Below are 22,916 nucleotides of genomic sequence, written 5' to 3' on the forward strand. Positions count from 1 at the left end.
CTGAAGTGTTGGCCTCTTTGCTATTTAGATTTCGATTTCTGCCCCAGGAAATCATCACCGATGAAGATAAAATCACTATCAATACACCAGGTGTGTTTAGGCTGTGGAATAACACTGATGAAGTGCCTTGGAATAAGATTGCTGGTTTTAATTATCGCAGTGGCATCATTTGGGACAAGGTAGAAATTGAAACTCGAGGTCAAAAACCGAGTGTCATTATTGGGCTTTCTAAAGCCAACAGTGACGAGTTACGTAAAGTGCTGCAATCTATCGTCAATGCGAATTAATTATTTTAACGAGTGTTAAATAATAACGACTTGAAAAAAGGGCTTTCTTAATGAGAAAGCCCTTTTTTACAACTGAAAATTACCTAAGTATTATTTTTCAATAACGTCATTGAAGCGCTCAAATGCTGAGGTTAAATCAGCAATGAGATCATCCGGGTCTTCTAAACCGATATGGAGTCTTATTAAAGGCTTACTGGTATCCCATTGTGTTGCAGTGCGCAGTCTATCTATACCAAATACTCCAAGGATAAGGCTTTCGTACCCACCCCATGAAAAGCCCATTTTAAAGTGGCGCATGTTTTCTACAAATGCCGTCACTGAGGCTAAATTTCCTTGCTTTAATACAAATGAAAACAGCCCATTACCACCACTAAAGTCACGTTGATAAAACTCGTGTCCAGGGCAGGTTTCAAAGGCTGGATGACGTAAGTGATCCACTTCTGGTCGAGTCGCTAACCAGTTGGCGACTTTAAGCGCATTCTTATCATGTTGTGCCATACGCACACCTAACGTACGTAAGCCTCGCGCCGCAAGGTATACATCATCTGGCGAGGTCGTTTGACCCATGATGTAACTGTTTTCACGCAATTGCTCCCAATGAGCCTCATTAGCTGTTGCTGTACCCATCATCACATCAGAATGACCCACTATGTATTTGGTTGCCGCTTGAATGGAGATATCAACACCCATATCAAAAGGTCGTGAGTTAATCGGCGATGCCCAAGTATTGTCTAGCATGACTACCATATCGTGTTCATGGGCAATGCGGCTGAGCGTGGGTACATCTTGAATTTCCATGGTGATTGAACCTGGAGACTCTAAAAATAACACTTTAGTGTTTGGTTGAATTAAATCTTTAATGCCTTCACCAATTAATGGATCGTAATAGGTGGTTTCAATCCCAAAACCTGCAAGTAATTTATTGCATAAATCTCGGGTTGGTTCGTAGGCACTGTCGACCATCAGTAAGTGATCGCCACTTTTCAAAAATGAAAGCAAGGCACCACTTATAGCTCCAGCGCCAGATGGGTACAAGGCCGTTCCAGCCCCACCTTCTAATTCGCTGATGGCTTGTTGAAATGAAAAATGAGTAGGGGTGCCACGACGGCCATAAAACATTTCACCATTGGTTTTGTTTTTAATGGCAAAACGCATGTCATCCATGGTGTCGAATACCACGGTTGATGCTCGATAAACTGGCGGGTTGATAATACCTTTTGAGTATTTTTTTTCTCTACCCACACTGACAATTTGTGTGGCGAGTTTGTCTTGTTGATGACTCATAAATCCATTCCCAACCTATACAAGGTGATGTTAGTTGACTTGTTTTAGCCATCCTACCATCTATACGGCCATAATAAAGCGGTAAGGTGATAAAAATGGCTATTTTGATTCTGTTATTGGAAATTCTAAACTGAATTCAACTCCTGAATTATCTTGTAGGTTTTGAGCGCTAATTTTTCCTTGATGAAGTTCAGTAATTAGCCTTGCGATATATAAACCTAAACCCAAATGGGGTTTTGCCTGCACACCTTGGGGCCTAATGGACACCATGGATTCAAAAATTTGCTCGCTCATATCTTGTGGCAGTAATGGGCCTCGATTTTTGATGCTTAACTTAGCGATTTTCCCTGAGCGCTTAAGCGACACTTCAATAGGATCTTCTGTACTGAATTCAATGGCATTGTTTATCAGTTTGTCCATGAGCTGGGCAATGTATTCAGGCACGCCGTGCATCGACATAGCGTGGTCATCAATTTGAACTGCAAACTCATTATCTGGATAAGTGTACTGGTAGCCTTGCATACAGCCACTGACAACTTGTTGCAGTGAAAAATCACTTTGTTCCACATGGGATAAACTGGCTTCTAAGCGAGTAGCTTCACTGAGATTATTTAAAATAAGGTGTAAACGACTCACTCCTTCTTGAGCGCGAGCGACATATTTTTCGCTGGCAGGTTCAAGTGGCTGTAAGCTTAAATGCTCAAGTGATGAACGCACCACTGCTACTGGGGTTCGCAGCTCATGGGATAATCGTGATGACATGTTTTCTAAATAATGAGTATATTGCCCAAGCCTGCCAACAATACTGGCAAAACTTCTGGATAAATCACCAATTTCGTCACGGGTTTTAGATGGAACAATTTGCTGCCTGACTCTGCCTTGGCTATCGATTGCTTGCTCTGATTGATCGCGCAGTTTACGAATTCGGCTGGATATACTGGATGCGAAAATAAACAACGCCAGCGTTCCCATACTCATAATCGTTAGGATCACATTAAATAGCTTTTCTAAAGCGCGGTTACGTAACGTACGAATACCATGGGTAGTTTCTTCGGCAATGACGGCGCCCATGACTTTATCATCAATCCAAATTGGGCTGGCTGCAGCTAATACCACTGCTTTGTTGTCTGGCGTTAGACGCCATGTCGAACCACGCTTACCGTTTAAAGCTTGTTGGATATGACTGCCGCTAAGCTCAGTTGAGTCTTGCAGCGAATCAACAAAATCCTGCGGCGGTTTAGTCAAAATTTTATAGTAAAGCGGTAATAAATGATCGCTTTTAAATTGACTCCAGGCGCTGCGCGTTTCTGTTTCATTCAAACTTGATGACCAGACATTATTGCTGGCTCGAATATCACCTGATTTTGCCAATACTCGACCGTGGTTATCGACAACCCAAATACGTGAGCTGTTATGGCTCATGCCTTTAATGATATTTTCAATTTCAGGCGAGGGCACTAACACCGTACCTAAATGAGCTACTGAATCAATTGCCGAAGTGCCTATAATGGTATTAACCGTTCGGGTCTTAATGTCATCTACGTTATATATGGCGAAGCCGAGTTTACTGCCCACCATAGAAAGTGGCATTCTGAACTCGATATTGTAGCCGTTTTCAGTTGCTAACCACTGACCTTGAATACGAATTTCTGGGGTCACGGGCATCGACTGAGCTGGGTCTTGCGGCAGCTCAAAAGCACTTAACCAACCATCTTGTGTGTTAGCTACAATGTAGCGCCTAAATTGCCCATCAGGGGATTGTGTCGCAATGACCAAGTGATCATTTTTATCAACACGAAGGCTGTTCTTGCTGCGATAGACCAATTGTTTGTCGTGTACTTTAAAAAATCCATATAAATAGCCAGCATACTTACCAACCATATGGGTAAAGTGAATATCTACTGGTTGATTTTCGTTGCGATTAAATATCACATGCTCACTGGAGTAATTGAGCATGCGATGTTGATACTGTTGCCAGTCGACGAGTTTGCCGTCTAATTGAATTGGACCAGATAATGGGTATGCATATAAGTCTCGGCCTTTCTCAACTTGGCTTAAAAAGCTGGCTTGATGGTTAAACAGTTTTGGCCGTTCATGTAATGCGGTTGCTAACGCTTGCGTAGTGCCTTCTAAGGTTTTTTCTTGGCCGTGACGAAGGTATTTTTCCATTTCCCACACATACTCATAACCCAGCCAAGGCAAGCATAAGAGGAATAATGACAAAATAACAACTTTGGCACGTAGGCCAATGGGGATATTAAACATTAGCTGACACTGTCCCAGCGATACCCCATGCCATACACAGTATCAATACAGTTAAAGTCTTTATCTGCGCTAATAAACTTTTTACGAATACGTTTTACATGTGAAGTAATCGTACTGTCATCAACAAATATTTTTGCTTCTTGCATTAAGTCTTGGCGGCTCCTAACGTGCCCTGGATGTTTCGCCATGGCATGGACCATCCAAAACTCTGTCACTGTTAATTCTATAGGTAATTGATTCCAATATACTTGAATACGATTACCATCAATTGTTAACGCGCCATGTTCGATAAGATTGTCTTCAACTGTAGCTGCGCCAATTAATTCTGAGCGTCTAAATAACGCTGCAATACGAGCAATAAGGTGGGGGAAACTGACATCTTTGGATAAATAATCATCAGCCCCTAAACGCAGGCCACATACCGTATCAAAATCGCTGTCACGTGCGGTTAAAAAGATAATCGGTAAGCTGCTAGACATTGAGCGCAGCGATTGGCATAAGGTAAAACCGCCGTCGATTTCATTTTCTAAGCCGATATCAATAATAGCTAAATCGGGCAGTCGCGCATTAAAGGCCAACATCGCTGCTGGTCGATTAGCATAACCTTGCACATTATAACCTTGCTGTTGTAGCAATTCTTTATAGTTCTCTCTGATAGCAACTTCATCTTCAACGATGGCAATTCTTTTCATGTATACGGTTTTCTCATGGCTTATATGGCTGACTATACATGATTTTTAATCCAAAAAAATTGCCACAAAGCAATTGCCATATTGTTGCCACATTTCATCCCTACATTGCCATTTTTGTGCCCCTTGGTTGCCATTTCTATTGTGTTTAATAGCTACATCGAATGAGACACACAGTTTATTAACTCATTTACTAAATACATTTATTGAACTCAAAAGGAAAACACCATGAAAAAGCAACTTATCGCAGCAGCCGTTATTAGCAGTTTATTTATCTCAAATGTGTCAGTGGCAAATGATGAAGTGGTCGAAATGCTTGAAGATAGTCAATTGCAAACAGAACAAACCGATGAGCGTGAGCACACAGAAGAGCTTGTCGGCTTAACTTCTGGCGCTGTATTAGGCGCGGTGGTTGGCGGCCCTGTTGGCGCTATTATTGGAGCATTTGCAGGAACGTTAATTGGTAAAACAGTTGGGGATGACTCAGAGATCCAAACTCAAAAAGTCTTACTCGCTCAGCAGCAAGAATCGATTGAGTTACAAACATCAGAACTAACGGCGTTACACGAAAAGCAACAATCCTTAGCTGATGTGACCGATGAATTTTTATTGGTTCAGTCGCAACTAACAGATTTAAGAGAAGCTCAGCAGCAACAATTACAAGAGTTAGCTATTGGCCTTAACGTGCAATTTAAAACGGGATCTTCAACTATCGAACCTCACTTTGAGCAACAACTCGATGATGTGGCTTACCTAATGGCACTTTCACCAGAACTGATGTTGGACTTAACGGGTTACGCTGATCGCCGTGGCGACAGTTCATTTAACCAAGCTCTTTCTGAGCAGCGTCTTATCGAAGTGACAAGCTACTTGGTCAGTCAAGGGGTGTCTTCTGAGCGACTACATGCGCAAGCATTTGGTGCTTCAGCTCCTTTACATACTGAACAGAGTTTTGAAAATGACTTCTTTGACCGTCGCGTAACGTTAAAAATAATGCCAGTCGGTGAAGCGCTCGCTGCTAACTAATTTACCTTAATTACAGCTTCTACCTTCGTAAAGCCATGATTTTTCAAAAGAGAATCAATATTGATTCAATCCTTAATCAACTCTGAATCATAACGGATTGATAGGCATGGCTTAAACGAGGGGGAAGGCTGAATTCATGGAGAGAAAATAATGACAAGGTTAACGAGTTATCAGGTGAGAGATATGCCAACGAGTCAACGACAAACAAAGCAGCATTGCTTTGAGTTAAATAAAATAAATCGCTTACGTCGAATTTATTCTGCAGCGGCTTATGCCTGTTCAGGGTTAATATTGCTCGCATTGATGATTTTGAATGTGCTGTTTCCAGTGCACGCCATGGCATCTAATAGTAGTCGGTTGATTGAGCGAGCTGACAGTGAAGGTAATCAATCACAAGTGACACAAGGCATTTTGCGTTTTCAGCAAAATGGTCAGCAATTTGAGAGCTTACCGTTAAAGACCGATGTGCAAATGAAGGTTTCGGGTTGGACTAATAGAGTCAGTGTTAAGCAGACGTTTACCAATGAAACTTCCCAGTGGATTAATGGCCAGTATATTTTTCCTTTGTCTCATAATGGCGCAGTAGACCAAATGCGGCTAATCGTTGGTGAACGGGTGATTGAAGGGGATATTCAACCTAAAAAACAGGCTAAAGCGACATTTGAGAAAGCGAAGAAACAAGGTAAAAGAGCAAGCTTGATTTCCCAGCAACGCACCAACATCTTTACCACGGATATTGCTAACTTAGGCCCGAATGAAACCTTAACTGTGGAAATTAGCTACCAAGAAAAGCTGGTTTACAAAGACGGTGAATTTAATCTGCGTTTCCCGATGACCATTAACCCAAGGTACGCACCGGCACAAGCAATGTCAGCTTCTCAAGATAGTGGTCAGTTAATGCAGTCAGAAACATCTTATTTATCATATGAGTCTTTATCCCCCGTGCTGCCGACATCGTTACTCAGTTTTTCACATGAGCTTTTTAATATGGAAAACCCAACCAATAGCGAGTCACCTTCAAGTTCGCTCATGGTCAGTCTCTCAATTGAGTTAGATGCAGGTTTTAATGTGGCCAGTATTGATAGTCCTTATCACCAAGTGACAACAACAGGTGCTGCAGATAAGTGGCAAATTAACTTTGTTAACCAAGAAAAAGCTGACAAAGATTTTGTATTAACTTGGCGAGCTGAAAATACAGCAGGTAATAGCTCAGAACCAATGACAGCTGTTTTTACTCAAGTGGGTCAAACACATTCACCTTCAACTCTTGTTAACTCAAACAAGGTAAATCGGGCAAATACAGCTGAGGTCAAAGACAGCCATAGAAGAAATGTGAGTAATGAAAGCCAATACGGTTTAGTCATGCTTACTCCGCCTTCTGTAACTAATTCAAAGGAGCTAACTAATTCAAGGGAGGTAACTAACTCAAGGGGGAGTACTGATACTCAAGCTGCAGTTGTAAGTTCAATGAGTACACATGTTCCAAGAGAGTTGATACTCGTGATTGACACATCGGGTTCGATGTCAGGTGGCTCACTAGAGCAAGCTAAACAAGCCATGTTATATGCGCTGGCGGGTTTAACAAGCCAGGATAAATTCAATGTTATTGAGTTTAATAGTTCGGTGAGCCAGTTATCTGCAACCTCTTTAACGGGTTCAAGTAGCAATATAGGTAAAGCAAATCAATTTGTTAGAAAATTAGATGCTAATGGTGGTACTGAGATAGGTAAGGCGCTATCTGCATCTTTGCTCAATCAAACATCTGACAGCGCTAGTGGAAATGAAGGGGGAAATGTTTCAGCTTCAATGTTAAGGCAAGTTATTTTTATCACTGATGGTGCAGTGAGTAATGAGCATGGTTTGTTTCAGCAAATTGAAGCTGAATTAGGCGATAGCAGGTTATTCACCGTAGGGATTGGTTCAGCGCCTAATTCATATTTTATGGAGCGTGCAGCTATGTTTGGCCGCGGGACATATACCTATATTGGAAATACTGCTGAAGTTAAAAGCAAAATATCTCAGCTGCTAGCGAAAATAGAAAAACCTGTGAGCACAGATATTAAAATTACTTATCAAGATGGGACATTACCAGATTATTGGCCAGCTCAAATACCTGACTTGTATCAAGATGAGCCATTGCTAGTGAGCTTTAAGTCTCCAGCTTATAACCAGCAAGACTTGGTCGTTTCAGGTTATACCCAAGGGCAGTATTGGCAACACAGAATTAATCGACAGGCGCCTAGAAAGGTGGCTGGCTTAGATTTAATTTGGGCGAATGCGCAGATTAATGCCATTGAGGCGACTCAAACCAGAGCTAATTTGCAGCGAGTTAAGTCGCAAGTGGAAGCATTAGGGATGAAGTATCACTTGGTTACCTCCCAGACCAGTTTAGTGGCAGTCGATAAAACCCCAGTAAACCCAATGGCCGAGTTTAATCACAATATGCAGGTAAAAAGACATTTACCAGCAGGTTGGAAAAGCCCTAAAGGCGTGTTACCACAAACAGCAACATCTAGTCGATTACATATCTTAATAGGGTTGAGTTTATTGATGGTTGCTTTGCTACACGGGCTCTGGATTAAAGGTTACTTACCTGGTCAGCGACTAATTCTGCCTAAGCGGTAAAGTAAAAATCAAAATACTGGAAGGTAAGTACAAGAAGTGAAGTTTAAAAACTAAATATAAAAGATATGGAAACCGGAGGCTCAATGACATTTTATAAATGGATTCTTCCATCTTGTGTTGCACTTATCGGAGTGAGCTTTTTATCACAGGGAGCATATATGCAAATTAAAGCGAACTTTGCTCAATACCTTATTGAGCAAGCGTGGAGTAAAACACTAAAAGACCAATTACCGCATAAGCCCTGGAGCTGGGCAGATACTCATCCAGTGGGTAAATTAAAGCTATATGCCGATAAGGAAACTGATTTATATCCCATAGGTCAACCTATGTATGTGTTAGCTGGAGCCTCAGGAAGAAACTTAGCTTTTGGTCCGAGTTTAATCCTCAGTGGCGCAGGCGTAGGTGAACAGGGTAATACCATTATTGCAGGGCATCGTGATACTCATTTTTTGCCGCTACAAAAAGTTAAAAAAGGAGATATCGTTGAGCTAGAAACCTCCTATGGGTTGCAACAAAACTACTTAATCACTCATATCAATATTGTGCACGAATCACAAACCGAAATATTGGATATGACCACGGATAACCAGTTAACGCTAATTACTTGTTATCCGTTTGAGGACTTATCTGCCAATAGCGAATATCGTTATGTGGTGACCGCCAAGAAAGTCAATAGCGGTCATAGGTTGATATGAACCTTAGTTAGAAATTGGCATGACTCTATTACGGCCTAAGCGTTTAGCTTCATATAACAACTTGTCAGTGGTTTCTATAAGCTGACTGGTTGTTTGTTTTTCTTTCCACTCACTGACGCCGAATGAAGCAGTGATATTATCGATACGGGTTTCGCTGCGACGGTCTTTAACGCTGAGTTTTTCAATCGAACGGCGCATTGCTTCAGCTAACTGCCTCGCAATTCGTTGTTTGCTGTTAGGAAGCAAAATGGCAAACTCTTCTCCACCAAAACGGTAAAGTTTTACACCGTCTCGACAAGATTCTTGTAACCGTTTAGCGACAACCTTAAGGACTAAATCCCCAAGCTGGTGGCCATAGGTGTCGTTAAATTGCTTAAAATGGTCGATATCAGCAAGGATCATACAACAGCCTTTAGGAGACTGACTTACAAGTGCGTTGATATCTTCATTAAATGCGCGACGATTGAGCGCCTCAGTTAAGGCATCAAATAACACATCCTTTTCGGTTTCTGCAAGACGTTGCTTAAGCGCAGATATTTCCGTTTGTGCTTTATCTAGTTGCTGGGTAAAACTAACAGTGCTTGAGTGAATATTACTAGACTCATTGACAATACTTCTTACGACCTTAATGACTTGCTCAAGTGTAAAGCCTTTATTTTCAAGTTCACTTAGTTTACTGAATTCTTTCTCAATTTTAGATTGAAAATTACTGGTGTCATGATTGGTATCTTTTAAGGATTGAGATAATTCACATACCATAGCATCAAGATTTTGCCTCATAGAGCGTACATCTAGCTCTACAGGATCAGAGATATGTTCTCGGTAAAGCAACTCGCTAGATACTGGAGAATATTGCTGATTTTGAGAAATGGCAGTGTCTAAGGCAAGATTAAGTTTAGGATTAGATTCAGCAACATAAGTATACCAAAGCGCATAATTGGTTGGCGTGGTTGGAATACTGTGTTTGAGCATTAAGGGAACGGCTTTTTTTAAATTCAAAGCGGCAGTTTTTAGTAGGTCATTTGACATTTAATCCCTCAAATATGTAGAGGCCACAATCGACTATCAAAATTTAATGAGTTAAATATAGATGAGTGATGATATTCAAAAGTAGCTTATTAATTAAAGATTTTCTCATAAAAAAGCACCTATTATAAGGTGCATTTAAAACTTTAAAATGAGTATGAAACGGCGAACATGGGGCCTGTGAAACTGTAGTTGATATTGTAGTCTAAGGTTCTAAATTCTTTATCCAACAAACTGCGAGAACGTTCAATATCAACGTCAACATCGTAATAATTATACGCCAAAGTTAAGTGAAAGTTTTCACAGATCATGGCACTAACGCCTGCTCGAATATCGACTAATGAACCTTTAAAATTGTCATACTTAATCGCGAAATATTGTGCATGAGCACTGAACTGCCAACCTGGATAAAACTCGTACATCCCGAATAAACCAACATTTGGTAAAGGTGCTGTTAAAGCGTTATCAACAACTCTAGGCGTAAATGACACGGTATCACACAAGCTATTTGGCTCGCTAGTTGCGCCACAGAGGCTAATGTCGCCTTCAAATATGGTTTCTACAAACATAGTATGCAAACCAATTGAGCCGCCTACAGTGTAATCATTGCCTTCCCAAATATCGTAGCCATACCCAAGTCTTAAAATATCTATATTTAAAGTGGTCGATAATTTAGAAGTACCGTCAATGACATAGCTTTGATCATCATCCCCAAACTCAGGGATTTCGATATCAAAACCTAACTGTGGGGTATCGGCAGTACGGTGTAATGACTTCCAATCGACATAAATGTGGTGACGTTCATTGAAGCTATATTGGAATTCGAAAAAAGGCAGGAATTGCTCTTCGGTTAACAGCAAGTCATCTTCAAAATCGAGCAAATAATAATTACCCGTATCTTTAGCACTCTTCACTAGCATGGTTGAATCTGAGCTAGCGTAAAATGCACCAAGGGTAAATTTGTATTCGTCAGCTTTAACATGGCCTGTCGTACAAACCACAGCTAAAAATCCTAAAGAGGCACGCTTAAACATTTTATCTCCGCACTTAATTTGTACTCTTTGGTGAGCCAACTGTGCTTATTATTTTTATTGGATAATCAGGGATATATCTTTTTGTGTAGTAATACTAGCATTATGTAACTAAATGTGAAGGTTTTGTTAGTGTAAATATTGCATAAACTGATCCTAGATCAATGTTTGCTCGTAAGGGGAATATTAATGTTTAGATGCAACTTTAGTTTTAATTTCTTAAGCTGCTGTATTAAATAGACTTTGTTGTGGAGTCTGGCTAGTTGTAGCGCTGTAGTCATTTATGTTTTTATTGATGAAAACTGAATGTTTATTTATAAGACAATTAAACTTATGCGCTTATTTTAAACTGTTTTTCAGTCATTTTTTTGACAGAATGTTAAAAGTTTTAACAGTGTTTGTATTTGTCAAAATATTGATGTTGCAACGAGTGATACTTGCGTTGGAAATCTTAATTTTGGCTAAATACTCATTGCAATAATTTTGCTATAAAGCGTTATTAAAATCACTGCGAATAATTACTGTTGAGTATAAATCCCAAATGGATACTGATTTATTAAAAACATTTTTAGAAGTTTATCGTACTCGGCATTTTGGAAAGGCTGCAGATAATTTATTTCTAACACGCAGTGCAGTGAGCTTTAGAGTTAAACAGTTGGAAACACTGTTAGGTGTCTCATTATTTGATCGTGAAAGAAATAACATCCAACCTACACCTGCTGGTGAACGTATGTTAGAACATGCAAATGCAGTGCTTACCGCCGTTGAACGAGCTAAACAAGATGTATCTTTATCAAGTAGTCAATCCGTTCAACTCACATTAGGTATTGGCCATAATGTTTGGGACAGCTATCTGAATAATTTCATCCAACCTTTATGCTCAGGCTTACAAGATGTCTCGCTAAGAACTGATGTCGTGACAACTGCAGTCATGTCGAAACAGTTATCAGAAAGAACACTAGATATTGCATTAAGTTTTGATCCTTTAAGAATTGATGATATTGAAATCACTAAGTTGAACCGGGTTAATCTGATACTAGTATCGAACCAACCAGACCAATTACTCGAAGACCTTGAGCAAACCCCTTATATAAAGGTCGATTGGGGGACAGCATTTAATATTATGCATGCGCAGGAATTAACCCGTTTACCTATGCCTGTGTTACATACTAGCTCTGCTCAGATTGCTTATGAATTTATTATCAAAAATGGTGGTTGTGCTTTCTTACCTGAATCCATGGTTGCGAAAAAGATTGAGGAAGGGCAATTGTTTGTTGTTGCAGGAGTTAACCCTATGCGCAGACACATTTACGCGGCGCATTGGGCTAAAAGTGAACGGATTGAAGAAATAGAACAGGCGTTAATATTGTTAACTCACCAAATATATCGGTAAGCACAGTATTCAAAATGGCGGACTTCTATCTTTAAACGTAAGCTTCCATAAACCTAAGCTACTATAAAACGTAAGCTTTGAGTAAAATCGCGCCCCAAGTCGTGGCGCATAAAGCTAAGCTTAAAAAAACTGCGGCTGATGCAACATCTTTAGCTTGGCCACTTAAGGGGTGAATTTCATCACTGATACGATCGACGACTGCTTCAATGGCCGAGTTTAATAGCTCAGTGATGAGCACAATAAACAGCGTCATAACCATTAATATTGATTCTACAAAACTGACATTGGCGAATATTGCGATAGGAAGCAATACAACTGCAATGATCAGCTCTTGTCTAAAGGCCGCTTCATTTTTCCAAGCACTTGTGAGTCCTTGAATTGAAAATCCAGTTGCACGAATAACGCGTTTGATTCCATGATTATTCACTGGCTTCATTGAAGTTCCTTATAAAATTATTTAATCCCGCCCAAATTTAAGCTTGTTAGGGGCGCAAAACTCACTAACTTGACTATGATAAAGCATCAGCAAATAAATGAATTGGCAATAATGCTCTGCTGATCAACATCATCTGATTTTACGAATGTTATTAGCAAGGATGCTACTATGCAAAGATATTTACTGTCTATTATATTTCTGTTCATCTATTTTTTATTTCCACTGCAGCTTGTCGCAGCAGAAAAACCGCCAATTCAATTAGCCACTCGTTATCAAAATCAACTAGACATAAAAGACTATTTAGTCAGTGAAAAACTTGATGGCGTGAGAGGCTATTGGAATAGCAGTCATATGCTGTCGCGTTCTGGCAGAAACATTGCGATACCTGATTGGTTCGTTGCGGACTTTCCGCCTATTAAAATTGATGGGGAGTTATGGATACAGCGCAATGATTTTGAGTCAATTTCAGCTTTAGCACGAAGTCAGAAACCTGATAGTGTGTTGTGGCGCGACGTTAAATTCATGATATTTGACTTACCTGAACACAGTGGCCCATTTAGTGAGCGGGTTAAGCAGATGAAAACTATTGCTGCTAATTCAAAACACATGCATGTGATAACCCAGCAAGAGTTTACAACTCAGGAACTGCTGTACCAAGAGCTTGATAGAGTGATAGCAATAAATGGTGAAGGTTTGATGCTGCACAAGAAAACTGCATTATATAAAGTGGGCCGAAGTCGAGATATTGTTAAGTTAAAACCAAGATACGATGCTGAAGCGATAGTCATTGAGCATACAGAAGGTAAAGGAAAGTTTTCTGGTTTAATGGGCGCTATCACTGTAGAAATGCCAGATGGTAAACGGTTTAAAATTGGCAGTGGCTTTAGTGATTATGAAAGGGCTAATCCACCTAAGATAGGCGCTGTGGTAACCTATCAATATTTAGGGTTTACTAAAAATGGTATTCCGCGTTTTGCCCATTTTTTAAGAGTAAGATCTGAATAAAGCTAAAATGAGCTAGCCGGTAAACAGTACCCTTAAGCTTTGAGTTTATATGTGCATAAAATAATCAATCGATTCTGAAAATATATAATAGGACGCTACATTGAATACGAGCATTGATCGCAATCAACCTAAACAGCTTGATTTGAGCCAAGTCAAATCAGTGCTATTTGTTTGCCTTGGTAATATCTGCCGCTCGCCAAGTGCAGAAGCCGTGTTTCGAGAAAAAGCCCAAGCATTAAAGCTTAAGCTTGTTATCGATTCAGCAGGAACAGCCGCATATCATCAAGGTAACTCGCCAGACCCTCGCTCAATTAAAGCGGGTGAAGCCAGAGGTTTAGATTTTTCTGGTATGCAGGCAAGGAAAGTAACCGATGAGGACTTTAAGCATTTTGATTTAATTCTTGCTGCAGATAACAGTAACCTTGAAGATTTGCTTATTTGTTGCCCCGCTAATTATCAACACAAGATAAAGCTCATTTTATCCTTTGCTAATGATGAGGTTGGGGGAGTGACAGAAGTACCTGACCCTTATTATGGCGGAGAGAATGGATTTGAAGTGGTGTTAGATTTGCTTGACGCTAGCTTAGGGAGTTTGGCACAACAAATTAAACATTAGCGCTCGTTTTATACTTAACACTAAAGCTGTTAAACAGATGATTTAAATCAAGCTGCTTTATAAGAGTGGCTTTTTATTAAAAACCCTTGTAACCATCTGTTATAAAACGTCTCTTGTTAAAATGTAAAATCCAGCAGATATTAAAAAGGCTTATCCAATGATAAGCCTTTTATGTATAAGATTTATTAATTCAAACTCTTTAGTTTGAGCTTAATCATTCTGATGACGTTTACCAGAGCGCTTTAATCTTTCTTGCTCAAGTTTCTGTTGTTTAATTGCTTCTTTTTCTGCCATTATCCGTGCCACTTCAGCTTTCTCTACTTCAGCCATTTCAGGTGTTTCTAAAGTGAGTAACCCCGTTTTACCAGAACGGAATTCGTGGAGAAGTAATTCCGATGCTTTATGTAAATCAATACGGCCTCCAGGTCTTAATGCACCGCGTTTACGGCCGATTTCTTCTAGTAATTCGATATCGGTTTCTGGTAGCGATTTAAGCTTGTAACGCTCACAAATCTCTTCAGGATATGCGTGCAAGAAATATTCTGCAGCAAACATTGCCACATCTTCATATTCCATTGCGGTATCTTTAATTGCACCAGTCACCGCTAAGCGGTAACTACTGGCTTCATTATCTACTTTCGGCCACAAAATACCTGGGGTGTCAGACAGTACAATACCGTTTTTTAAATTAATGCGTTGCTGACGTTTAGTGACTGCTGGTTCATTACCCGTTTTAGCAATGGTGCGCCCAGCAAGGGCATTAATAATGGTAGATTTACCTACATTCGGAATACCCATGATCATGGTACGAATGTCTTTTTCTAATTTGTCTCGTGAAGGCACTAGCTTGCGGCAAATATCTGGAATACTTTTAACTTGTCCAGGTTGCAATGTCGTGATTGCTGTGGCTTTAACACCTTGTTCGCGTTCTAGGTATTCAATCCAACGAGCAGTAATTTTAGGATCGGCTAAGTCAGATTTGTTGAGGAGTTTAATACATGGCTTATCGCCCCTTAAGGTCGAAACCATAGGGTTTTCACTACTAAAGGGTATACGTGCATCTAATACTTCGATAACAAGATCGACTTGAGGCATTGCCTCTTCAATCTCTTTTCGAGCTTTGTGCATGTGTCCTGGGTACCATTGAATTGCCATGTGTTTGCCTTTTTTAAAACCACTTCCAACAAAGGGGGCATATTCTACCTTGTTATGCCGCTAAATGATAAAAAAAAGCGCCAATTGGCGCTTTTAACTTGTTGGATTAACATTAGAACTTAAATAACACCAAGCTCACGTAATCTTTCCATTAAATAGCTATCTGCAGTATAGCGCTCAGATAACACAACTTCAGGGTTTGGATGTAAAAATAATGGCAATGAAATACGTGATTTGGTTTTATCCGTTCCTTCTGGATTAATGACTCTGTGGGAGGTTGATGGATAATAACCACCAGAAGCTTCTTGCAGCATGTCACCGATATTGATAATGATGTTACCAAAGTCACTGGGCACATCAATCCAGCTATCATCCTTAGTTTGAACTTGAAGCCCAGGCTCGTTTGCTGCAGGTAAAACTGTGATTAAGTTTATGTCTTCATGGGCTGCTGCGCGAATGGCGCCGAGCTCTTCATCACCCGCCATAGGTGGGTAATGAAGTACACGAAGTAAGGTTTTTTCGCTTTCAGCAATCATCGCTGGTAGCGGAATTGAAAATTTTGCAGCGACATCAGCAGGAGCGTATTGCTCAATCCAACCCAAAAGCTCAGCTGCTAAATCATTTGCGTGCTTGTAATAAGCAAGAATATTCTCTTTTAATGATTCAGGAATGCGTCCCCAAGGATAAACGTGAAAATATTCTTTGATATCTTTTACGCTATGGCCTTTGGCCGTTTCAGAAATCGAGGCAGGGAAGAAGCCATCTTGGGTTTCTGGTTTGAATAAAAAATCATTTTTCTGCTCAGATTGGAAGAACTCGTACCATTCTTTATAGATGGTTTCGACCAGTTCTTTACTGATTGGATGGTTTGACAACACGCCAAATCCGGTTTCTCTTAATGACTCAACAAATTGCTTTGCACAACCTTCTGAGCGGTAATCAATTGTTTCTAATTTCATATTTTCTACTTATTGTTTTATTTGACCCAAGTTAATTTTAACCTCCGTCACACTTTGTCGCAATTTTTTGACCTAAAAACAGGTCTTATAAGTCGAAATAGTGATCTTTATTGGGCATACTGCCATCTGTCAAAATTTTGCTTTACAGTAAGAAGGCCGAGATTGAAGTTAGGACGATGCAAATGAATGAATTAACTGAGTTTGAAAAGTATGTCATTGAGCAGAAAGGAACTGAACGTCCATTTAGTGGAGAATACGTCAATCATGAAGCTGAAGGTTTATATTTATGCAAAAAGTGCTTAGCGCCTTTGTATAAAAGTGAGCATAAGTTCAATGCATTTTGCGGCTGGCCAGCCTTTGATGACGAAATCCATGGTGCGATTAAACGAACATTAGATGCCGATGGAAAGCGCACAGAAATTACTTGCCATGAATGCGGTGGTCACCTTGGACATGTGTTTAAAGGGGAAATGCTGACGGGTAAAAATATGCGCCATTGTGTTAATTCAGTGTCTATGGTGTTTAAAAGCTACGAAGACATTGAAGCTGAAAAGTCACAAGCGGCAAAAGCAATGCAATTAGCGACATTTGGTGCAGGTTGCTTTTGGTGTATTGAGGCAATATTTCAACGACTCGATGGAGTTGAAAGTGTCTATTCTGGCTACAGCGGTGGAACGACTGAAGACGCCCATTACGACGCGGTATGTAGCGGAGTAACTGGCCATGCTGAAGTTATTCAGGTGACATTTGATCCGAAAGTCATTAGTTACAACACATTACTCTCGGTGTTTTTTGCCATACATGATCCCACCACATTAAATCAGCAAGGCAATGATAAAGGTCCGCAATACCGCTCAGTGATTTTTACTCATAATGCTGAGCAAGTCGATGCCGCGACGATTGCGATAAGTAAATTAATACAGCAGGGAATTTGGCCAAAACCAATTGTGACAGAAGTCAGCATGTACGAAGCTTTTTATCATGCAGAGAATTTTCACGATGATTACTTTGCTAAAAATGCTGAGCAACCTTATTGCCAGCTGTTAATAAAGCCGAAGTTTGAAAAAGCGATGAAACAATTTGAAGCGCTGTTAAAGAAAGAGTAGCGTAGTTGCAGCAAGTCATACTGATAGCATGATTAAACTGTCACCCAATAAAAAAGCGAACTAACTAGTTCGCTTTTTTGTTGATGGGATACATTACTTAATGATTCGGATTAAGAATCTAGTGCATCATCCGCTACTTTGTAATGTGGATCTTCAATAACGTTAACCTCAACTAAGTCGCGAGCCTTGTGAAGTAAGTCTTTACAGTCTGGACTTAAATGTCTTAAGTGTAATTTTTTACCCGCTGCGACATATCTTTCAGCTAACGTATCAATAGCGTCAAGTGCTGAGTGATCTGCAACACGTGAATTTTGGAAATCCACAATGATATCTTCAGGGTCATTTTCTGCATCGAAAAGATCTAAGAAGTTAGAAACTGAGCCGAAGAATAATGGGCCATTTAGTTTGTAAACTTTCCAGCCATTAGCATCAGTATTGGTTTCAACGTTAATGTGTTTGGCATGTTCCCATGCAAATACTAATGCTGAAACAATAACACCTACGAATACTGCAAATGCTAAGTCGGTAAATACGGTGACGGTTGTTACTAAGATAATTACAAAGGCATCATGCTTAGGGACTTTACGCATGACTTTAAAACTAGCCCATTCAAATGTACCAAGTACAACAATGAACATCACACCAACTAGCGCAGCCAGAGGGATAATTTCAATAAATGCTGCGCCGAATAAGATAAAGGCGAGTAATGCTAACGCTGCTGTTATGCCTGATAAGCGGCCACGACCACCTGAGTTAATGTTAATCATTGATTGACCAATCATTGCACAACCACCCATAGCGCCAAAGAAGCCACTGGTGATGTTACCCACACCTTGGCCAACACATTCTTTGTTACCACGGCCGCGACTGTTAGTCATTTCATCGATTACAGTTAAAGTTAGTAACGATTCAATCAAACCTACAGCTGCAAGAATACATGCGTAAGGGAGAATGATATAAAGCGTTTCTAAATTAAATGGCACACTCGGAATAGCAAATGAAGGTAGGCTACCTGCAATCGTTGCATTTTCATCACCACTCATGGTTTTTAAGAAATCGAGTACGTTTCGAGTATCTAAATCCAATCCAACAACTATGGCTGTAACCGTTAAAATAGCCACCAGTGAAGACGGGATTGCAGTGGTTAACTTAGGTAAAAAATGGATAATAGCCATAGTTAGTGCCACAAGACCTAACATAATCATCAATGGCTCTTGTCCAAGCCATACCATATTTCCTGCAGCATCTTTAACTTGGAACTGCCCAAGTTGTGCTAAGAAAATAACAATCGCCAGACCGTTTACAAAGCCTATCATGACTGGGTAAGGTACTATGCGAATGAATTTACCGAGTTTAAAAACACCAGCAGAGATTTGAATTATCCCAGCTAGCACAACGGCTGCAAATAGGTATTGCACTCCATGTTCAACAACCAGTGAAACCATAACAACAGCCATTGCGCCTGTTGCGCCAGAGATCATCCCTGGACGTCCGCCAATAACTGCAGTAATTAGACCCATAATAAAGGCTGCGTATAAACCCACCATAGGTTCAACTTGAGCGACAAATGCAAAAGCGACAGCTTCTGGAATAAGCGCTAGAGCAACAGTCAGACCAGATAATATATCTGCTTTGCTACTGCTGGTTTTGTGACGTAGTAGATCGAACATTTAGCCCCTGAAAACAATTGAAGTGTTTGAAAATAAAAGTGTGCGTATGTTAACAAATATTAATGCGGCGCTAAACCTGAAATTAAGCTTAATTGAGTATAAATAGCATATTTAATCAAACTGTAAACATAAAAAAACCACGCTAATTAGCGTGGTTTTTGAAAATGTCTTAAACAGACAAAGCTTACATCATTATGCTTTTGTCATATCTGAAGAAGCACTGTTTGCTACTTTAGATTTTGCTGTTTCAGCATTAGGCTGTGATTTTTGATATTCACGTCCCTTAGGTACGGCTTGTTGCTGACGTACTTCAGAAACAGGCTTAGTGGTATCTGACATCACCATAGAGCCGAAGCGACTAGCTGCAGCAGGCTTTTTAGCCGGAGCTTCAGCTGGCGTTTCTACCTTAGCTTCAACAGCAGCTGGAGTGGCAACAGCTTTGCGTTGAATTGCTGCAGGCTTAGCCATTGGTGCAGAAGCAATAGAGTTGTCTTTTGCTGGCGCTTTAGGTGCTTCAGTTTTAACTTCTTCTGTTACAGGCTCTTGAGCAATCGCCGCTTCAGTTTTAACTTCTTCAACTACAGGCTCTTGAGCAATAGGTGCTTCAGTTTTAACGTCTTCAACTACAGGCTCTTGAGCAATAGGCGCTTCAGTTTTAACTTCTTCAGCTACAGGCTCTTGAGCAACAGGCGCTTCAGTTTTAACTTCTTCAGCTACAGGTTCTTGAGCAACAGGGGCTTCAGTTTTAACTTCTTCAGCTACAGGCTCTTGTGCAACAGGCGCTTCAACTTTAACTTCTTCAACAACTGGTGTTGTTTCAGCAGCAGGAGCCTCAGTTTTAGCTTCAACTGCCGCTTCAGCTTGTTCTGCATCAAGTTGTTTCTCAAGTTCATCAACTGGTGTGAATACCGCAGTAGCTGGAGACGTTTCATCTTCATCACGACGACGACGTTGACCCGCTGCACGAAGGTGACGAGGACTACGACGACTACGACGTTGGCCTTGTTTTTCTTCGCTGTCTTCTGCGTTAGTTTCTTCAGTCGCTTCTGCAACAGCTTCAACTTTAGCTGGAGCGCTTGGCGCGGAGCTTGCTGATTCTGAAGCAACGGTTTGTGTTGTTTCTACCGCTGAGGTTTCAACTTTAGCTTCTACAGTTTCAGGCTTTTCAGTTTTAACAACTGGTGCATCTTTAGCTGTTTCAGGCTTAGTCGTTTCTACAGACTCTGATTTAGCGGTATCAGTTTTCGCATTGTTGTCTTTTCTTGGACGACGAGTGCGAGCTGGCTTAGCAGTCTGTTCAGTCGCAGCAGGTTTTGCTGCTTCTACAGATGCATTGCTTTCACTGGCTTCAACTTCGTTTAACTTGGCTTCATTTTGCTCGTTTTCAATACGAACTTTACGGCGCATGTTACGACGTTGACGGCGTTCTCTAGCTGCTTCTTGCTTAGGCGATTTTTCACCTTCATTGCGAGTTTTATCAGCTGGAGCCTTAGCATTTTTTGCTTTAGGGTCATTCTTGTTCTGACGTTTATCTTGCTCTTTATTAGCAACATCTCTGTCAGACTTCTTGTTACGGCCCTTGTTGTCTCTGCCTTTATTTTCGGCATCATTACGGTTGTCGCTACGATTGTCATTACGGTTGCGGCGGTTATCGTTACGACGAGAGTCATTACGACGGTTGCGGCGGTTGTTTTGACCTTCTTTACGATTCTTATCTGACGGCTTAGATTCAGTTTTAGCTGGTTCATCTGATGAGAACAGCTTGCTGATTGCAGAAACCATTTTAGAGAAGAAACCCGGCTCTGATGGCGCTTGAGCGGCAGCTTTAGCTGGTTGCTCTGGAGCAGGCTTAGGTGCATTTTTGGGCGTTCCAAAACCTTTAATAGCAGGTTGAGGTGCTTCTGCACGTTCAAGTTTACGAGGCTCGTAAAGTTTAGCGTCTGGCTTTTCTACACGTTTGTAGCTTGACTCTACTACTTCATCGTCGCTTCTTAAACGAGATACTCGGTAGTCAGGTGTTGTCATATGAGCATCAGGAATCACATAAACTTCAACGTTGTGGCGCTCTTCAGTGATGCGAATTGCTTTACGCTTTTCATTTAATAGGAAAGCAGCAACATCTACCGGTACAACGGCTTCAATTTGTGAAGTGTTCTCTTTAATTGCTTCTTCTTCCATTAAACGCAGAATTGAAAGCGCTAAAGATTCAGTACTACGAATAGTACCTTGACCGTGACAGCGTGGACATAAGTGTGCAGCTGATTCGCCAAGAGAAGGGCGTAGACGTTGGCGAGACATTTCCATCAAACCAAAGCGAGAAATACGACCTAACTGAACACGTGCACGGTCTAAATGAACCGCATCACGCATTCTGTTTTCAACTTCACGTTGATGTCTAACTGGAGTCATATCGATGAAATCGATAACTACTAAACCACCCAAGTCACGTAAACGTAATTGACGGGCAATTTCGTCTGCTGCTTCAAGGTTTGTATTCAGTGCTGTCTCTTCGATATCACCGCCTTTAGTTGCTCTGGCAGAGTTAATATCGATAGAAGTTAATGCTTCAGTTGGGTCAATAACGATTGAACCACCAGAAGGTAAGCGAACTTCACGTTGGAAAGCTGACTCAATCTGAGATTCGATTTGGAAGTGTGTGAACAATGGCACTTCAGATTCGTAACGCTTAACACGCTCTACAAAGTCAGGACGAACTAGACCAATATGTTGTTTTGCTTCTTCAAAAATACGTGGGTGATCAATTAAGATTTCACCAACATCACGGCGTAAGTAATCACGGATTGCGCGAACAATCACGTTACTTTCTTGGTGAATTAAGAAAGGTGCAGGTTTGCTTTGAGCGGCTTCTTGAATCGCATCCCAGTGATGTTGTAGAACCTTAAGATCCCACTTTAATTCAGCAGCATCTTTACCAACACCAGCAGTACGTACAATCAGACCCATACCATTTGGTACAGATAACTCTGACATTGCAGCTTTAAGTTCAGTACGCTCATCACCTTCGATACGACGTGAAATACCGCCGGCACGAGGGTTGTTAGGCATTAGGACTAAATAAGAACCTGCAAGAGAGATGAATGTAGTTAAGGCTGCGCCTTTATTACCACGTTCTTCTTTGTCGATTTGTACGATAACTTCCTGACCTTCAGATACCACTTCTTTGATATTTGGACGGCCTTGGAAAGAGTAACCTTTAGGGAAGTATTCGCGTGCGATTTCTTTAAGGGGAAGGAAACCGTGACGATCAGCGCCGTAATCAACAAACGCAGCTTCTAGTGAAGGTTCTACGCGAGTGATGGTGCCTTTATAGATATTTGATTTTTTTTGTTCATGGCCTGGGCTTTCGATATCCAGATCATACAATTGTTGCCCATCTACAAGGGCAACGCGCAACTCTTCCGATTGAGTTGCATTAATTAACATACGTTTCATGATGACTTAATTCTTCTAATAAGGTCATCAAACAAAGACTTATCGTTGCATTACGGGCCTAAAATTATTCATCACGAAGCCTCGCGGCTGGTTTTTAGGCAAGTTAGGTGCGCATTGCTGTAAGACGCATTCGCTGCGTGTCGCATCCTATTTATGGCTTATTTTTTAATGATTACAAAAACAAGGAACTCGTTG

18 protein-coding genes are annotated in these 22,916 nt (G+C 40.7%); 8 read left to right on the plus strand and 10 right to left on the minus strand.

Annotated elements, in window-relative coordinates:
* Positions 1-287, plus strand: a 287-nt coding sequence (locus FNZ24_RS17575; RefSeq protein WP_153916139.1) for a PH domain-containing protein, incomplete at its 5' end; no start/stop codon positions are given.
* Positions 288-377: 90 nt separating this feature from the next.
* On the opposite strand, the gene FNZ24_RS17580 is transcribed toward FNZ24_RS17575, so the two are convergent.
* From FNZ24_RS17580 to pdsR, 3 genes are all read right to left on the minus strand, one after another.
* On the minus strand, positions 378-1,571 hold the full coding sequence (locus FNZ24_RS17580) for a cystathionine beta-lyase (protein ID WP_153916140.1): 1,194 nt from the start codon (positions 1,569-1,571) through the stop codon (positions 378-380).
* A 99-nt stretch (positions 1,572-1,670) separates the two neighbouring features.
* The gene (gene pdsS / locus FNZ24_RS17585; RefSeq protein WP_153916141.1) at positions 1,671-3,836 is read right to left on the minus strand and encodes a proteobacterial dedicated sortase system histidine kinase; all 2,166 of its coding nucleotides are present in this window, start codon (positions 3,834-3,836) and stop codon (positions 1,671-1,673) included.
* Positions 3,836-4,528, minus strand: a complete 693-nt coding sequence (pdsR, locus tag FNZ24_RS17590; protein ID WP_153916142.1) for a proteobacterial dedicated sortase system response regulator — start codon at positions 4,526-4,528, stop codon at positions 3,836-3,838. Before pdsR ends, pdsS begins: the two co-directional genes overlap by 1 nt.
* A 225-nt stretch (positions 4,529-4,753) precedes the next feature.
* Here pdsR and pdsO point away from each other — a divergent pair, with 225 nt between their 5' ends.
* The 3 genes from pdsO to FNZ24_RS17605 all read left to right on the plus strand — a co-directional run bounded on the left by pdsO (position 4,754) and on the right by FNZ24_RS17605 (position 8,871).
* Positions 4,754-5,551, plus strand: a complete 798-nt coding sequence (gene pdsO / locus FNZ24_RS17595) for a sortase-associated OmpA-like protein PdsO (RefSeq protein WP_153916143.1) — start codon at positions 4,754-4,756, stop codon at positions 5,549-5,551.
* Between the two features lie 150 nt (positions 5,552-5,701).
* Positions 5,702-8,176: a marine proteobacterial sortase target protein gene (locus tag FNZ24_RS17600; protein WP_153916144.1), complete on the plus strand. Its 2,475-nt coding sequence runs from the start codon at positions 5,702-5,704 to the stop codon at positions 8,174-8,176.
* A gap of 83 nt (positions 8,177-8,259) precedes the next feature.
* The gene (locus FNZ24_RS17605) at positions 8,260-8,871 is read left to right on the plus strand and encodes a class GN sortase (RefSeq protein ID WP_267463736.1); all 612 of its coding nucleotides are present in this window, start codon (positions 8,260-8,262) and stop codon (positions 8,869-8,871) included.
* Positions 8,872-8,874: 3 nt separating this feature from the next.
* On the opposite strand, the gene FNZ24_RS17610 is transcribed toward FNZ24_RS17605, so the two are convergent.
* Together FNZ24_RS17610 and FNZ24_RS17615 are read right to left on the minus strand one after the other, a co-directional pair.
* Entirely contained in the window at positions 8,875-9,900 is a 1,026-nt protein-coding gene (locus tag FNZ24_RS17610; protein WP_153916146.1) for a GGDEF domain-containing protein, read from the minus strand.
* Between the two features lie 143 nt (positions 9,901-10,043).
* Positions 10,044-10,931 carry a hypothetical protein gene (locus FNZ24_RS17615; protein ID WP_153916147.1) on the minus strand — a complete coding sequence of 296 codons (888 nt, stop codon included), beginning with the start codon at positions 10,929-10,931 and terminating at the stop codon, positions 10,044-10,046.
* Positions 10,932-11,469: 538 nt separating this feature from the next.
* On the opposite strand from FNZ24_RS17615, the gene FNZ24_RS17620 reads away from it, so the two are divergent.
* Positions 11,470-12,321, plus strand: coding sequence for a LysR family transcriptional regulator (locus tag FNZ24_RS17620; RefSeq protein WP_153916148.1), 852 nt, complete (start codon positions 11,470-11,472; stop codon positions 12,319-12,321).
* A gap of 61 nt (positions 12,322-12,382) precedes the next feature.
* Here the strand turns inward: FNZ24_RS17620 and FNZ24_RS17625 are convergent, their stop codons facing one another.
* Positions 12,383-12,757 (minus strand): diacylglycerol kinase, encoded by a 375-nt coding sequence (locus FNZ24_RS17625; RefSeq protein ID WP_153916149.1) that lies wholly within the window; start codon positions 12,755-12,757, stop codon positions 12,383-12,385.
* Positions 12,758-12,925: 168 nt separating this feature from the next.
* Here FNZ24_RS17625 and FNZ24_RS17630 point away from each other — a divergent pair, with 168 nt between their 5' ends.
* Both FNZ24_RS17630 and FNZ24_RS17635 read left to right on the plus strand, forming a co-directional pair.
* Positions 12,926-13,762: a DNA ligase gene (locus FNZ24_RS17630; RefSeq protein WP_153916150.1), complete on the plus strand. Its 837-nt coding sequence runs from the start codon at positions 12,926-12,928 to the stop codon at positions 13,760-13,762.
* 100 nt (positions 13,763-13,862) lie between these two features.
* Complete coding sequence (locus FNZ24_RS17635; protein WP_228768538.1) at positions 13,863-14,378, plus strand: low molecular weight protein-tyrosine-phosphatase; 516 nt, start codon at positions 13,863-13,865, stop codon at positions 14,376-14,378.
* Between the two features lie 210 nt (positions 14,379-14,588).
* Here the strand turns inward: FNZ24_RS17635 and ylqF are convergent, their stop codons facing one another.
* A complete protein-coding gene (ylqF, locus tag FNZ24_RS17640; RefSeq protein WP_153916151.1) occupies positions 14,589-15,533 on the minus strand; it encodes a ribosome biogenesis GTPase YlqF in 945 nt (314 codons plus the stop codon).
* A 119-nt stretch (positions 15,534-15,652) separates the two neighbouring features.
* A complete protein-coding gene (locus FNZ24_RS17645; protein ID WP_153916152.1) occupies positions 15,653-16,492 on the minus strand; it encodes an isopenicillin N synthase family dioxygenase in 840 nt (279 codons plus the stop codon).
* A 182-nt stretch (positions 16,493-16,674) separates the two neighbouring features.
* On the opposite strand from FNZ24_RS17645, the gene FNZ24_RS17650 reads away from it, so the two are divergent.
* On the plus strand, positions 16,675-17,598 hold the full coding sequence (locus FNZ24_RS17650) for a bifunctional methionine sulfoxide reductase B/A protein (protein ID WP_153916153.1): 924 nt from the start codon (positions 16,675-16,677) through the stop codon (positions 17,596-17,598).
* A gap of 110 nt (positions 17,599-17,708) precedes the next feature.
* On the opposite strand, the gene FNZ24_RS17655 is transcribed toward FNZ24_RS17650, so the two are convergent.
* Both FNZ24_RS17655 and rne read right to left on the minus strand, forming a co-directional pair.
* Positions 17,709-19,268 carry a SulP family inorganic anion transporter gene (locus FNZ24_RS17655; RefSeq protein ID WP_153916154.1) on the minus strand — a complete coding sequence of 520 codons (1,560 nt, stop codon included), beginning with the start codon at positions 19,266-19,268 and terminating at the stop codon, positions 17,709-17,711.
* Between the two features lie 192 nt (positions 19,269-19,460).
* On the minus strand, positions 19,461-22,721 hold the full coding sequence (rne, locus tag FNZ24_RS17660) for a ribonuclease E (RefSeq protein ID WP_153916155.1): 3,261 nt from the start codon (positions 22,719-22,721) through the stop codon (positions 19,461-19,463).
* Between the last annotated feature and the right edge of the window lie 195 nt (positions 22,722-22,916).

The sequence above is a fragment of the Shewanella sp. TC10 genome, from assembly GCF_009663145.1.
Taxonomy (GTDB): domain Bacteria; phylum Pseudomonadota; class Gammaproteobacteria; order Enterobacterales; family Shewanellaceae; genus Shewanella.